Annotated in this window: 10 protein-coding genes; 9 read left to right on the top strand and 1 reads right to left on the bottom strand. The window is 42.6% G+C overall.

Translation table 11 applies throughout. The features are described 5' to 3' along the window. Positions 1–16 precede the first annotated feature (16 nt). The 9 genes from LPB86_RS02120 to LPB86_RS02160 all read left to right on the top strand — a co-directional run bounded on the left by LPB86_RS02120 (position 17) and on the right by LPB86_RS02160 (position 13,507). On the top strand, positions 17–1,246 hold the full coding sequence (locus LPB86_RS02120; RefSeq protein ID WP_230640894.1) for a sigma-54-dependent Fis family transcriptional regulator: 1,230 nt from the start codon (positions 17–19) through the stop codon (positions 1,244–1,246). After that, entirely contained in the window at positions 1,246–1,758 is a 513-nt protein-coding gene (locus tag LPB86_RS02125; RefSeq protein ID WP_370632791.1) for an LptE family protein, read from the top strand. The genes LPB86_RS02120 and LPB86_RS02125 overlap by 1 nt, the downstream gene beginning before the upstream one ends. Continuing rightward, on the top strand, positions 1,752–2,876 hold the full coding sequence (locus tag LPB86_RS02130) for a hypothetical protein (protein WP_230640895.1): 1,125 nt from the start codon (positions 1,752–1,754) through the stop codon (positions 2,874–2,876). The genes LPB86_RS02125 and LPB86_RS02130 overlap by 7 nt, the downstream gene beginning before the upstream one ends. Positions 2,877–2,890: 14 nt before the next feature. After that, positions 2,891–3,223 carry a preprotein translocase subunit SecG gene (gene secG / locus LPB86_RS02135; protein ID WP_230640896.1) on the top strand — a complete coding sequence of 111 codons (333 nt, stop codon included), beginning with the start codon at positions 2,891–2,893 and terminating at the stop codon, positions 3,221–3,223. A gap of 221 nt (positions 3,224–3,444) precedes the next feature. Beyond that, positions 3,445–3,738: a co-chaperone GroES gene (gene groES / locus LPB86_RS02140; RefSeq protein ID WP_230640897.1), complete on the top strand. Its 294-nt coding sequence runs from the start codon at positions 3,445–3,447 to the stop codon at positions 3,736–3,738. A gap of 51 nt (positions 3,739–3,789) precedes the next feature. Then, a complete protein-coding gene (gene groL / locus LPB86_RS02145) occupies positions 3,790–5,424 on the top strand; it encodes a chaperonin GroEL (protein WP_230640898.1) in 1,635 nt (544 codons plus the stop codon). A 122-nt stretch (positions 5,425–5,546) separates the two neighbouring features. Further along, positions 5,547–11,012: a PKD domain-containing protein gene (locus LPB86_RS02150; RefSeq protein ID WP_230640899.1), complete on the top strand. Its 5,466-nt coding sequence runs from the start codon at positions 5,547–5,549 to the stop codon at positions 11,010–11,012. Between the two features lie 44 nt (positions 11,013–11,056). Then, positions 11,057–12,064 carry a PorP/SprF family type IX secretion system membrane protein gene (locus tag LPB86_RS02155; protein WP_230640900.1) on the top strand — a complete coding sequence of 336 codons (1,008 nt, stop codon included), beginning with the start codon at positions 11,057–11,059 and terminating at the stop codon, positions 12,062–12,064. Positions 12,065–12,079: 15 nt separating this feature from the next. Then, positions 12,080–13,507, top strand: a complete 1,428-nt coding sequence (locus LPB86_RS02160) for an L-serine ammonia-lyase (RefSeq protein ID WP_230640901.1) — start codon at positions 12,080–12,082, stop codon at positions 13,505–13,507. Here LPB86_RS02160 and LPB86_RS02165 read toward each other — a convergent pair. Continuing rightward, positions 13,504–14,850 (bottom strand): DUF58 domain-containing protein, encoded by a 1,347-nt coding sequence (locus LPB86_RS02165; RefSeq protein WP_230640902.1) that lies wholly within the window; start codon positions 14,848–14,850, stop codon positions 13,504–13,506. The genes LPB86_RS02160 and LPB86_RS02165 overlap by 4 nt on opposite strands. Positions 14,851–14,853: the final 3 nt, after the last annotated feature.

Genomic DNA, 14,853 nt, shown 5'->3' on the forward strand with positions numbered 1-14,853 from the left:
TTCAATTTAACTTATTTTGGACGTACAAGACATAAAAAACAGGTTCGGTATTATTGGCGGCTCTCCGCTGCTGAACCGGGCGATAGATACTGCAAGACAGGTTGCACCGACGGATATGTCGGTACTGATTACTGGCGAAAGCGGAAGTGGTAAAGAGGTGTTCTCCCACATCATTCATCAGATGAGCACGCGTAAGCATGGCGCTTTTATTGCCGTGAACTGTGGCGCCATTCCTGAAGGAACCATAGACTCTGAATTATTTGGCCATGAAAAGGGCTCTTTTACCGGTGCACATGAAGCACGTAAAGGTTATTTTGAGGTGGCTAATGGAGGCACTATCTTTTTAGATGAAGTGGCAGAATTACCATTGGGTACACAAGCACGTTTATTGCGTATCCTGGAAAGCGGCGAATACCTTCGCGTTGGTTCATCTAAAGTTCAAAAAACCGATGTGAGGATTGTAGCTGCAACCAACGTTGATGTATACAACAGGGTAAAATCTGGTAAATTTCGTGAAGACTTATATTACCGTTTAAATACAGTTCCCTTGCGCATCCCTGCCCTGCATGAGCGCAAAGAAGATATTTATCTGTTATTTAGAAAATTCTCTGCTGATTTTAGTGACAAGTACAGGAGCCCCGGAATACAATTGGAGCCCGATGCAATCCAAATGCTGAGTAACTACAGCTGGCCGGGAAATGTAAGGCAGCTAAAAAACATAGCAGAGCAGGTTTGTGTACTGGAAAAAGACCGGAATGTTACTGCTGCAGCTTTACTGAATTACATTCCCAATGAAAGCGCTACGAATTTACCGATGGCCATCAACGGGACAAATAAAGAAGATTTTACAGAGCGTGATATCCTTTATAAAGTGTTGTTTGACATGAAAAAGGATATGATGGAACTGAAAAAACTGGTGGCTGAAATTATTCAAAACGGTGGCAATACCGCACACATTATGGAAGATAACCCGCATTACATCAACCAGCTTTATCAGGAGGTAGACCAGAATTTTGGTGATGGTCCGCTGACGATTAAAAAGCCTGCCCCGGGTGGCCCTGTAGATTATAATTATGCCCATGATGCGGAAGAGGTAGAAGAATCCTTATCTTTAATTGACAAGGAATCTGACCTGATTAAAAAAGCCTTGAAAAAACATAAGGGTAAACGTAAATTTGCAGCACAAGAGCTCGGAATTTCAGAACGCACGCTATATAGAAAAATTAAAGAACTGAACCTCAATTGATGATGAAGAAAATAGTTGTATTGTTGGCAGTGATAGCAGGGCTTTTTAACTCCTGTACGGTAAAACTTAATGGCGCGTCTATCCCTGCGGAAATGAAGACCATTAACATTCTGTTTTTTGAAAACAATGCACCCCTGGTTATCCCTTATTTAAGTCAGCAGTTTACAGAAGACCTTAAAACAAGGATCCGGAATCAAAGCAGGTTGAGCTTAAGCCAGACTGATGCCGACGCAACAATGGAGGGCCGGATTACCGGATATGACATTAAACCTGTTTCCCTGGCAGACAACAGGCAACAGCTGAATACTGGTGCAAGTAGGTTAACCATTACCATTAGCGTAAAATACACCAATAACCTCAATGAAAAACAAAGTTTTGAGGAATCATTTTCACGTTATAAAGACTTTACCCTTACGGGAAGTAACCTGGAGGCACAACAGCCCCAACTCATCAAAGATATCAATGCACAGCTAACAGAGGATGTTTTTAACCGCGCTTTTGCACAATGGTAAATCAAGTTACAAACATCAGCACGGAAGATCCGGTTCTTTTAAAATCATTAATTGAGCGCTATCCCTATCACCAGCCTTTGCATTTAATGCTGGCAAAAGCCACGATGGGAATGGAGGAAGCGCAAACAGCATTGGCTACCGCAGCTTTATATACCAACGGACAGTTGCTGCACAACATTGTTTTTGACAAGACTAAACACAGCGACAAAGAATTTAACATCATAGCCTATCCTGAAGCGGCTCCTGCAGAGAAAAAACCTGCTGAGGATATTTTTGAAGTTGAAGATGAAATAAAAGATACCATACCAGAACAGGCACTTTTGAGTCCCGAAACTGATGAGCAGGAAGTTTTTGATGAAATTGGGGAGCTGTATTTATATCATACAGAAGAAAGCCTTACCAGTGTTGAAACTGAAAACACCGTTGAAGAAGTAGCTCAGGAAATGCCTGTGCCAACTGAAGCTGAAGATTTACGAATTGCCGCAGAAGAAGAGGAACTTGTACTGGAGAACATTGTATCCAGCGACTTCTTTGCTTTTGAGCAAAAGCTGGACACAGAAATTAGCGAGCCCATTATCGAAGACAAAGAAGATGTTGTGGACGATGCGCCTGTACAAGCGGCAGAAGAAAACAGGGTAAGTAATTATCATGACGATAAATTGCCTTACACCTTCTTATGGTGGCTTGCCAAAACAAGGAAAGAATATCAAAGTTTTCAGCCTTATGTGACGGTGAAGAAGCAACCTTCTCATGACCTGCAGCAGCAATATGTAGAACACATCTTCCATATTCAAAGTCCATTCAATCCAGAGGAGATCTTAAATAATTCAGCACAGCTACCACATGCAGATCCGAAAGAAGTTGAGCTTATTGATACCTTTATCAAAAATGCACCTCAAATTGGTACGCTAAAGACAGAACAAATAGACAATGAGAACAAGGCGCGTAAGAGTGCTGAGGACCATAATGACGTAGTTTCTGAAACGCTGGCTAAAATCTATATTGAACAAATGCTTTATCACAAGGCATTAGAGACTTATGAAAAATTAAGTTTGAAGTTTCCAGAAAAAAGCCGTTACTTTGCCGACCTTATCCAATCTATAAAAAAGAAGATTTAACACGATAACCCGATATGATATTTTTAACCATTTTACTCATCATTATTTGTGCCGCTTTAGGCCTGTTTGTTTTGATTCAAAATCCTAAAGGTGGCGGTCTTGCTACTGGTGGTGCAGGCAGTAATATGTTTGGCGTACAGCGTACAGGAGATGTATTAGAAAAAGGCACCTGGATTTTACTGGCCCTTGTTGTTGTGGTTACTTTATCCATCACTACCATGGCTAAAACAGGCGGAAGTAGCCAGGTTGACTCTAAAATTCAGGAGCAACTGGATAAAACACCTACTCCATCACCTATAGGCGGTTTGCCAGCTCCATCCGCTCCGGCAACTACACCTGTAAAATAAGCGTAGCGATTAAAAAATTGAAAAGCCCGTTAGGAGATCCTGACGGGCTTTTTCTGTATCTGACACTCTGACACCTTAAACTCTTGCATAAAAAGCGATTGCTGACAGGCTGTGTAAATTTGTCAAGCCAAAATCTTCTTGGCATAGAAACTGATGTGCCAGATGTGTTATAAGATGCTTATAACAGAAACCTTAAAAAAAAATATAATTAAAAATAAGTTATGTCTTTAAACATTAAACCCATTGCAGACAGAGTAGTTGTTGAAGCTGCTCCTGCCGAAGAAAAAACAGCTTCGGGTATCTATATCCCTGACACAGCAAAAGAAAAACCTCAGCAAGGAACAATCGTTGCCGTTGGTCCTGGAAAATATGCTGAATTAACAGGTAACCTGGTTCCATTGAACGTAAAAGTTGGCGATGTTGTTTTATACGGCAAATACGGTGGTACTGAGATTACTTACGAAGGCAAAGAATATTTGATCATGCGCGAGTCTGACTTGTACGCAGTATTGTAATTGGTTGTTTAACCAGCTTTAAAAACTCAATAATATTAAATCACACTAGAAATGTCAAAACAAGTAAAATATAATGTAGAAGCCCGCGATGCCCTGAAAAAAGGTGTTGATATTTTGGCTAATGCTGTAAAAGTAACTTTAGGTCCTAAAGGACGTAATGTAATTATCGATAAAAAATTCGGTTCACCTTCTATCACTAAAGATGGTGTTTCTGTTGCCAAAGAAATTGACCTGAAAGATCCTATCGAAAACATGGGTGCACAGATGGTAAAAGAAGTGGCTTCTAAAACTGCGGATATTGCTGGTGACGGAACAACTACGGCTACAGTATTGGCTCAGGCTATTGTAACTGCAGGTATTAAAAACGTAGCTGCTGGTGCAAACCCAATGGATTTGAAACGTGGTATTGACAAAGCGGTTACTGCAGTTGTTGAAAACCTGAAAAAACAGTCTCAAACTGTTGGCGAAGACAACAACAAAATCAAACAAGTTGCCTCTATCTCTGCAAACAATGATGAGGTAATTGGTTCACTGATTGCTGAAGCAATGGCTAAAGTAGGTAAAGATGGCGTGATCACTGTTGAAGAAGCAAAAGGAACTGAAACTGAAGTAAAAACAGTTGAAGGTATGCAATTTGACCGTGGTTATTTGTCTCCATACTTTGTAACCAATGCGGATAAAATGGAAGCGGAATTAGAAAATCCTTACATTTTAATTTACGATAAAAAAATCAGCAACATGAAAGAATTGTTGCCGATTTTAGAGAAACAGGTTCAAACAGGCAAACCATTATTGATCATTGCTGAAGATTTAGATGGTGAAGCATTAGCTACTTTAGTAGTTAATAAAATCCGTGGCTCACTGAAAGTGGTAGCTGTTAAAGCGCCTGGATTTGGTGACCGCAGAAAAGCGATGCTGGAAGATTTAGCAATTTTAACTGGTGGTACTGTAATCTCTGAAGAAAGAGGTTATAAACTTGAAAATGCTGACCTTACTTACCTTGGTACTGCTGAGAAAGTTGTTGTTGATAAAGATAACACTACCGTAATCAATGGTGCTGGTCAGTCTGAAGACATCAAAAACCGTGTTAACCAGATCAAATCTCAAATAGAAACCACCACATCTGATTACGATAAAGAAAAATTACAAGAGCGTTTAGCTAAATTAGCTGGCGGTGTTGCTGTTCTTTACGTAGGTGCTGCTTCTGAAGTAGAAATGAAAGAGAAAAAAGACCGTGTTGATGATGCATTACATGCAACACGCGCTGCGGTTGAAGAAGGTATTGTTGCTGGTGGTGGTGTAGCTTTTATCCGTGCTATTGAAGCATTAGACGGAATGAAAGGCATCAATGACGATGAAACTACTGGTATCCAGATTATCCGTCGTGCTATTGAGGAGCCGCTTCGCCAGATTTGTGAAAACGCTGGAATTGAAGGTTCTATTGTAGTACAGAAGGTTAAAGAAGGAACAGCAGATTTCGGTTACAATGCCCGTACTGATGTTTATGAAAACCTAATTTCTGCAGGTGTTATTGATCCAACCAAAGTTGGACGTGTAGCTTTAGAAAATGCGGCTTCAATTGCGGCTATGTTGTTGACAACAGAAGTTGTATTGGCCGATGATCCTGAAGAAAATGCGCCTGCTATGCCACCAATGGGTGGTGGTGGTATGGGTGGAATGATGTAAATCAACCCGTATAAAGCACTAAAAACCTGCCCGTTGCGGCAGGTTTTTTTTTTGCCAAAACAAAACAGTTTCACATTTACAGTGTTCCGCTAGTAACCGATATATTCCCGGTATTCTGCCAAATGAAGAAATTATTTGTCCTGGCTATACTATTAAGTATGCTGCTTACCTTTCAGGTAAGAGGACAGGTAACCTTTGGCACCGTGGATCCCGGTCCTTATGCAAATTCAAGCACCATCTCTGTACCTATCACTGTAAGTAACACGACCTGTCTTGCCGCAAACAACACCTTTGAACTATGGCTATCTGCGCCTAATGGTAGCTTTACCACCGGCCAGCGCAGAATTGGAACGTTAAGCGGCTTTTTTTCTACCCATATTAATGGAAGCTTTGAGCTTGTAACAGCAGTGAGCAGTAATTATAAACTGCAGGTTAGAACCACCAATCCTGCAAATGTTTACGAATACCCAGGCACCATCAATTTTGTAAGTGGAACTGGTCCTTTTGTGGGCGTAAATCCTTCTGCTCCAAGTCAGGTGTTATCCGCTGGTGCCGTTTTTGGCTGGTGCGGAAGTGCGGTAAGTGATAACAAATCCATGGATTTAGTCAACAACAGTTCTTCGCCTACTGTTCAAAAACTGTTCTTAAAAAATGAAAAAACAGGTACAACACAAGAATATCCCCTTCTGGGCGATGGCACTTACGCCTTAACAGGCATAGACCAGACCTATTATACCGTTACCGTTACTGGAGAGCGACTGGTTAATGGAACAACTATCAAATCCAGCAAATCTTATTTGTTGTTAAATATCCAGTCCAAAATTAACATTCAATCCTTTGGTTCACCTTTTGGCTGTATAGATCCCAGGAGTACGCTTGGGGCAGATATCGCCTATAAAATTAATACAACAGGTGAAAGCGGGATTCAGGAAAACTATCCAGGGACAACCTACAGAATAACCTGGGGGGATAACAAAACGGATATCATTACCCATTGTGCCCTTTTAAATAACGATGGCATCTTAAATCATACATATCAGCAAACTTCTTGTGGCAGGCCCCCCATAAATCTTGGCAATGGCAATACCATTACCAACTCTTACAATGTGTCTGCAACATCCATCAATCCATTTTGCCAGAGTGCACCAGCTGCTGTAAGTATTTATCCCAAGATTTATACCATGCCGGTAGCCTTGATAGATCCTGTAACCATTAGGCCAGCATGTCTCAACACGCCAATTAATTTCACCAACAAATCTACCTCCGGAACAAATGCCGATTGTTCCCTATCAATGATTTATGAATGGTACATAGATGGTGTAAGAGTAAGTACAGCACAATCTTACACCCATCCTGGATTTTCTACTCCCGGCATCCACACCATTAGGCTGGTCTCAAAAAACGACATCGACAACATTTGCCAGCCAAGTGAAGACTTTAGAGAGATTTGTATCCAGGCAGCACCGCAGCCCTCCTTTAATTTTATTGGTAATCCGGATATTACCGCCTGCGCCCCGGGAATGATTAAACCAACCAACACCTCTATTATAGATGCCAATTGCAATCCAAATAATACATACCTGTGGACAGTTACAGGCGGCACGGTAACCTATACAGGAGGAACAAGTGCCAGCAGTGCTGAACCAGAATTCAACTTTAATAGCCCTGGAATTTATAAGGTAAAATTATCCGTGACTACTGCCTCTTGCGGAATGCGGAGTACCGAAGAGCAAACGATAGTCATTAATGGCCCACCGGTAGCTACTTTAGCTCCAGATATTGAATTGTGTAACAAAGGAGTTTACAGTTTTAACCCGACGGCTACCTCTACAAAAACCATATTGACCGGCACGCAACAGGATTTAGCAGACAGCTATACCTGGACAGTTACAGGAGGTAATTATGCTTTTACAGGTGGCACCAATGCAAATTCAAAATATCCTGAGATAGAGTTTACGGAATATAACAGCTATACCGTAACCGTATTCCATAAAAACAATTGCGGTACCTCAACCGATAGTCAGGAATTAAAGTTTACCGTAGCACCTGAGGTAACCGTTTCATCAAATCAGCCCATTTGTTTTACTGATCAGGTACAATTGAACGGCAGCGTTACCGGTACGGTAACAAGCACCGCCTGGATTGGCGGGAACGGCACATTTAATCCCAATAGAAATGTGCTGAACCCTATATATACCCCTACCCTTGCAGAACGTGAAGCCGGAATGCTTACCTTAACCCTCAGGGTTACGACCTCTTTAGCAGAACCTTGTAATGTGATCAATAAAGACGTTAGCATCAACATTAAACCCAAAATTGCCATTACCAGTCCCAACATGGTCAGTATTTGTACCGGAACGGCATTAAACTATTCCATAACATCCAGCGTAGTTGGAACTACCTACAGCTGGACCGCTACTGGCACTGCGAATGCCAGTGGCTATGCCAGCTCTGGTAGCGGCGACATGATTACTGAGATGCTAACCAATACAAATGCACTGAACAATGCTACCGTAACTTATGTAATTACCCCGGCCAATGATGGTTGTACTGGCGCTCCATTTACGCTTGTAGTTACCGTTACACCAAATCCGGTAGTAACCGTAACACCAGCAAACAGTACAATTTGTAACAATCAATCTACAGCCATTGCCTTAAGTGCTAACCTGAGCAATATCAGGTACACCTGGACAAGTACCATAACTGGCAGCATCACCGGGAACAGTACTGGAACACTACCCACGGTGACCAGCGCAATTAATGACGTGCTTTTTAACAGTGGGACAACGGCAGGTACAGTAACCTATACCATCACCCCGATATCTGCAAATAATTGTACTGGCACAGCAGTTAGTACTACCATTACCATAGTGCCCTCTGTAACGGTAGCGAATGCCGGGCTTGATGAAAGTATTTGTATTTCTTCTACCTACATCTTGAATGGAAACAACCCAACAGTAGGCACAGGAAAATGGACACTGATCTCCGGACAAAGTGGTATTACTTTTGGGGATGATATACAGTATAATACACAGGTAAGCGGATTGCAAGCCGGACAGTCTTATACCTTTAGGTGGACGATTAGCAGTGCTTTTGGCTGTACCGCTTCAGTTGATGATGTAACCATTACAGTAAGTCAGGCCAGTATAGGAGGCACTACCACAGGGGCCACTACCCTATGCGCCGGAAGTAATGCGGGCGTGATTGACCTGAGCGGACAAACCGGTGCTGTGATCAGCTGGGAAAGCTCTGTAGACAATGGTCTTACCTGGCAAAGTATTGCGGCAATGACCAGTAGTTATGCTTATAGCAACTTGACTGTGAGTACCCAATTTCGCGCGATTGTAAAAAGTGGAAACTGTGCGGCTGTACCTTCAACACCAACAACCATAACCATATTACCTGCTATTAGTAACAACAGCATTAACGATGCACAAACAATTTGTACAGGTAACACACCTGTGGCTTTTACCGGAAGTGTACCTGCGGGAGCTGATGGCAATTTCATTTATCAATGGCAACGGAGTATGGATAATGGAATTACCTGGGTAAATATTGACGGGGCTACCGCCATTAACTTTGCCCCGCCTGCATTAAGCACTACTACGACCTACCGAAGATTGGTAAGCAGTGCACAATGCGCCGGAGGGCTGCAAAGCATCAGTAACAATATTGTCATCACGGTGAACCCAGATGCGCGTGCTGAGTTTACTGCTTCAACTTACATCAGCTGCGCACCTTTTACACTAGACGCCCAAAATATTACGGCAACTGCTTATCCAGACCGCAATGACACCTACACCTGGTACGCAAATGGGGTATCAATTGGCACAGGAGTAGCCTTCCCAGGATATACAATTACCGACAACAATAGAACCGTAAGTATTAAATTACAGGTAACCAGCAGTCTGGGTTGTGCTATTGCCGAACTCAGCCGTGATTTTACAACCCGCCAAAATATTGTAGCTTCCTTTACACCCAGTACAACTTCGGGCTGTGGCGCAACAACGGTAACTTTTACAAATACCACACCTGATATAGCAGGCGCAACCTATTCCTGGGATTTTGGTGACGGAAGTCCAGCGTCAACGCAAAGGAACCCAGCTCCTCATCCCTATCCTGCAGATCCTGCCGGAAATGACCTTATTTACAAAGTTAAACTTACCGTAACTACCATTTGTGGAACCAGTACAACTCCAGAACAGAACATCAGCATTAAGGTAAAACCTGTGCCGCGTTTAACACCGGACAGAACCACTGGCTGCGCACCAATGCTGGTTACTTTTACCAACACTACGGCAGGAGAAACAAATACCTATGTGATTAACTTTGGGGATGGCTCAGCTTTAAGAACTGTAACTACAAAAGATACCGTGCAACACACTTATTTTAACAATGGCACTACCAACCGCTCATTTATAGTGTCGATGTCGGCCAGCAATTCCTGCGGCGGCAATCCGGCGTCTAACCAGGCTACCATTTTAGTTTCCCCACAAACCATTAATGTGCAAATGGCTGTAGATGGCCCGGAACTGCAGGGCTGCGCACCGCACGTGGTAAATCTGCGCAACAACTCTTTTGGCGCTACCCAATATACTTATGATTTTGGGGATGGCAGCGAGGTCATTGGACCCACATCACTTCCTCCACCACCACATACTTACACCAGCGGGGGTAATTATACCATTACAGTTACAGCCTTTAATTCCTGTACACCTACCGGTATTTCCAAAACGCTGGGCGTTACCGTATATGCGCAGCCAAATGTTGCTTTTGAACCGGATTTGACCAGTGGCTGCCCTGGTTTAACCGTTCGTTTTACCAACAACACTACAGGAGCGGCAGCTTACACCTGGGATTTTGGAGATGGTACACAATCTACACTGAGAAACCCACCTCCGCATGTGTATAGCGGTACACAAGAATTTTATACGGTAACACTTACTGCGGTAAATAATCAAAATTGTCCTGCTGTACTTCAGCGTTCTCAGCTCATCCGCATACAGCCGGCCCCATTGGCACAGTTTAATGTGCTTCCTGGCACGGTCATCAACATCCCAAATTATACTTTCAATTTCCAGGATGAGAGTACCAATACCCCTACAAAATGGGAATGGGATTTTGGAGATGGCAGTGTAACCTCAGTCTTAAAAAACCCGGCGCATACGTATGCAGATACGGGAAGTTATCAGGTAAAATTAAAAGTGGAGAATGCTACAGGCTGCACAGCTACCGTTACTAAAACTGTACGTATTACAGGTATACCCGGTTATGTTTTTGTGCCAAATTCCTTTATTCCTGCCAGTTCTACACCAGCTTTGAGGGAATTTAAAGCAAAAGGTTCTGGTATTTCATCCTGGAGAATGACTATATTTAACAAATGGGGCGAGGTACTTTGGGAGACCACCAAACTGGAAAATGGCCGCCCTGCCGAAGGCTGGGACGGAACCTTTAGGGGTACGCCAGTACAACAAGGCGTTTATTATTGGAAAATAGACGTACAAATGGAAAATGGCATTCCCTGGACAGGAATGAGTTTTAATGGTTCGGCACCCAAACGTACGGGCATAATTAATTTAATACGGTAATGATGGGCGCCTTAAAAAGAGTTAAAAGATGGAGCTTCCCATCGATGATGATAACCTGCCTGTTCCTGTTACAGGCCAGGGCGCAGGATCATATCTATTCACAATTTTTTAATGAGCCACTTTACCTTAACCCTTCGCTCACCGGCCAGTTTGAAGGCGACATCAGAATGAACCTCATTTACCGAAACCAATGGTCGGGCCTTGGAGAAAACCTCAACTATATGAGTGCCTCTGCCGACATCAACATCCCGAGTTTTGGCGGTGGGGTTGGACTTATTTTTAACCGCAGCAGTGAAGGTACAGCATACCTTGTAAAAAATAACATTGCAGCAACCTATTCATATAGTGTGGGGAATGATGATTTTGTAACATCATTCGGGGTTCAGGCAGGTATGACCAACCGCAATATAGACTGGAATAAACTTATTTTTGCTGATCAGATAGACCCACGATTAGGCTACATTCCGGGAAGCATTTCTGTAGCGGAAAATCCAAATTTAAGCAGCAAATATTTCTTCGATGCCGCAGCTGGCATCAATATGGTATACAGATCATTTATGATTGGTGCTTCGGTATACCATATCAATAAACCAAACGAATCATTTAGTGGTGCAGAAGCCAAACTACCCATGCGCATTACCACCAATGCCAGTTATCGCATCCCTTTAAGCTACAACAGTTATGGCTACGGTAATGATGATGACGGTCCCTACCTAATACCTTCCGTAGTTTATTACCGCCAGGACCAATATCACTCTGTGAGTGCCGGACTGCAATTTAAATACCGTGGGGTTAACACCGGGTTATGGTATCGGACTGCGGGACAAAATACTCCTGATGCCATTGTCCTTTCTGTAATCTTTGACCTTTTTGGCGGCAGCAGGAGCGGAGAAAAACTACGCTTAGGCTTAAGTCACGATGCCACTACCTCTAAATTAAACTATACCAATACAAGCGGCACAACAGAAGCGAGCATAGGCTACCAAAAGTTCTTTAGAAATAGTGATAACTATGAAAAATTTAATGGGCTGCGGTGTTATCATTTCTATTAATTGTAGCTTTGTGCAATGCATAGGGAACAAATCTCCGTATTTGATATATTTAAGATCGGCATTGGCCCTTCAAGCTCACATACTTTAGGTCCGTGGAGGGCTGCACAGCAATTTACTGCATCGCTTCAAAAAAACGGGCTAATAAATGATGTGCGGCAAGTGAAGATCCTTTTGTATGGCTCATTGGCAAAAACAGGCGTTGGACATGGTACAGACATTGCCATTTTACTTGGAATGACAGGTGCTGACCCCGTAACATTTGACGTGAACAGCATAGACAGCACCATTGCCAATATCAAAACTGAGCAGCAACTCGTGTTGGCTGGTACAAATAACATCAGCTTTAATTTTTCTGAAGACCTGATCTTCTTATACAATGAAAGTCTCCCCTTTCACCCAAATGCAGTTACCTTTCAGGCCTTTTTAAGTACTGGCCATGCTTTTTCTGAAACTTATTATTCTATTGGAGGTGGTTTTGTGGTAAAAGAGGGAGATACGGATAATGACAAAGTACAGGTTGAACTACCCTTCCCAGTAGAAGTTGCCGGTGATTTACTACATTGGTGCCTTACTACTGGTCTTAAGGTATCTGAAGTAGTGATGGAGAATGAACTGGCATGGCGACCTGAAGCTTTAACAAGAAGTGGGATTATGCAGCACTTTAAAGTGATGCAGGACTGCACTTTTAGAGGTTGTCATGAAGGTGGGTTTTTGCCGGGAGGTTTAAATGTTGCCCGAAGGGCAGCAGCATTAAATAAAAGGCTAATAGGTTCAAGGACCTATAGCGATTATAAAAGCTGGATCGAAGCCATCAGAGAAGGCGGCAATAGCTTTAATTACACACTAGACTGGGTAAGTTGCTTTGCGCTAGCCGTAAATGAGGAAAATGCTTCTTTTGGAAGGGTAGTAACGGCGCCAACAAATGGCGCAGCGGGGGTAATTCCTGCGGTATTGCAATATTACATTGCCTTTTGTGATGGATTTACAGAGGATAAGATCATTCAATTTGTAGCATGCGCATCTGAAATTGGCAGCATTTTTAAAAAGGGCGCAACCATCTCTGCGGCCATGGGGGGCTGTCAGGCAGAAATAGGTGTATCATCTGCAATGGCTGCGGCGGCGCTTACCGAATGCCTAGGCGGCTCTCAAAGACAGGTAATGATGGCGGCTGAGATTGCTATGGAACATCACCTTGGTTTAACCTGCGACCCTATTGGTGGCCTTGTGCAAATCCCATGTATCGAAAGAAATACGATGGGCGCCATTAAAGCCATTACGGCCTCCCAACTTGCCCTGCAGAGCAATCCCGATAAGGCAAAAGTAAGTTTGGGTGCGGTGGTAAATACCATGTGGGAAACAGCGCTGGACATGAACTCTAAATATAAAGAAACTTCTGACGGTGGTCTGGCAACCAATATCCCAATCAGTTTACCAGAGTGCTAGATTTTTTGCTGGGCTTTAATGGCAAGGTAACGGTTAATGACGTTTACATTTAACTGATCCGGTGGACTTAATACACTCATTATTCCATGTTTAGCCAGTTCCTTTACCATTAATTTCTTTTCGTAGGCAAATTTCTCTGCTATAGTTTTAACGTAAATGCCTTCAACATCAGCGGCAGGGGTTTCTGTTAATGTTTTGAGTTCAGTATTTTCAAAGAATACCAGCAGTAGCAAGTGGAATTTAGCAATGCGCTTTAAAAATGGAAGTTGACGGTTTAAGGCAGACATACTTTCAAAATTAGTGAAGAACACCACAAGGCTTCTCTGCTTTAAAGTGCTTCTGATGCTGAGGTATAAGGCTTCCATATTTGTTTCCAGATACCTCGTCTTTTCTTTGTACAGCAGCTCTGCCATTTTTCCCAGCTGAGCGGGCTTTCTATCTGAAGGCAGGATACTTCCAATCGTTTCTGCAACTGTAATTAGTCCTGCTTTATCATCTTTAACCAATGCAATATTGCTGAGCACCAAACTTGCATTAATTGCATAATCCAGCAAACTCATTCCCTCAAAAGGCATTTTCATTACTCTTGATTTGTCTATTACACAATAAACATGTTGCGCCTTCTCATCCGTATAAGAATTGACCATCAGTTCGCCTCTCCTGGCAGTAGCTTTCCAGTTTAGCGTACGGTAATCATCGCCCGGAACATAATTCTTTACCTGATCAAATTCCATACTGTGACCTATACGTCTGATTTTTTTTATGCCAATTTCATTAATCCGGTTTGAAATGGCCATTAGCTCATACTTACGCAAATGCAAAAATGAGGGATAGACCTTCACCATTTTTTGGCCTTCAAAATTGAAACGTCTGGCAACTAAACCCAGAGGAGAATTGATGTAAACACGTACTTGCCCAAAATTATACTCGCCTCTTTTAACTGGCCGCAAGGTATAGCTGATCGTTTTATTTCTTCTGGAAGGCAGGGCTGTTTTAAACCAAATGTCACGCCGTTGAAACTGAAAAGGAATTTCATCGATAATCCCTACAGAAACCGGAAAATTATAGAAATTTTCAATATAAATACTTAGCTCATTATCATCTCCATTACTTAAGCGCTCAGGGAGATGACGCCTAAGGAAAATACCGGTTTTAGTTCCATATAACAACACAAGATCTAGCATAACCAACAAAATCAATGCACCCAGAGCGAGGTAAGGAAGATCGCCAAGCCAGGTAAAAAAGAAGGACAGCAGGAACAGCACTGCACAAAATGCAATGGCAATGAACAGCCACTTACCCGGAAAAACATCTATATAGATTTTGTCTATTAATTTTGCCATTGA

The organism is Pedobacter sp. MC2016-14, from assembly GCF_020991475.1.
Taxonomy (GTDB): Bacteria; Bacteroidota; Bacteroidia; order Sphingobacteriales; family Sphingobacteriaceae; genus Pedobacter.

What these genes read in the sequence shown, in the direction of transcription:
- LPB86_RS02160 (WP_230640901.1), top strand. Translation starts at nt 12,080, where the DNA reads ATGCATAGGGAACAAATCTCCGTATTTGATATATTTAAGATCGGCATT.
- LPB86_RS02130 (WP_230640895.1), top strand. Translation starts at nt 1,752, where the DNA reads ATGGTAAATCAAGTTACAAACATCAGCACGGAAGATCCGGTTCTTTTA.
- LPB86_RS02125 (WP_370632791.1), top strand. Translation starts at nt 1,246, where the DNA reads ATGATGAAGAAAATAGTTGTATTGTTGGCAGTGATAGCAGGGCTTTTT.
- groES (WP_230640897.1), top strand. Translation starts at nt 3,445, where the DNA reads ATGTCTTTAAACATTAAACCCATTGCAGACAGAGTAGTTGTTGAAGCT.
- groL (WP_230640898.1), top strand. Translation starts at nt 3,790, where the DNA reads ATGTCAAAACAAGTAAAATATAATGTAGAAGCCCGCGATGCCCTGAAA.
- secG (WP_230640896.1), top strand. Translation starts at nt 2,891, where the DNA reads ATGATATTTTTAACCATTTTACTCATCATTATTTGTGCCGCTTTAGGC.
- LPB86_RS02165 (WP_230640902.1), bottom strand. Translation starts at nt 14,850, where the DNA reads ATGGCAAAATTAATAGACAAAATCTATATAGATGTTTTTCCGGGTAAG.
- LPB86_RS02150 (WP_230640899.1), top strand. Translation starts at nt 5,547, where the DNA reads ATGAAGAAATTATTTGTCCTGGCTATACTATTAAGTATGCTGCTTACC.
- LPB86_RS02155 (WP_230640900.1), top strand. Translation starts at nt 11,057, where the DNA reads ATGATGATAACCTGCCTGTTCCTGTTACAGGCCAGGGCGCAGGATCAT.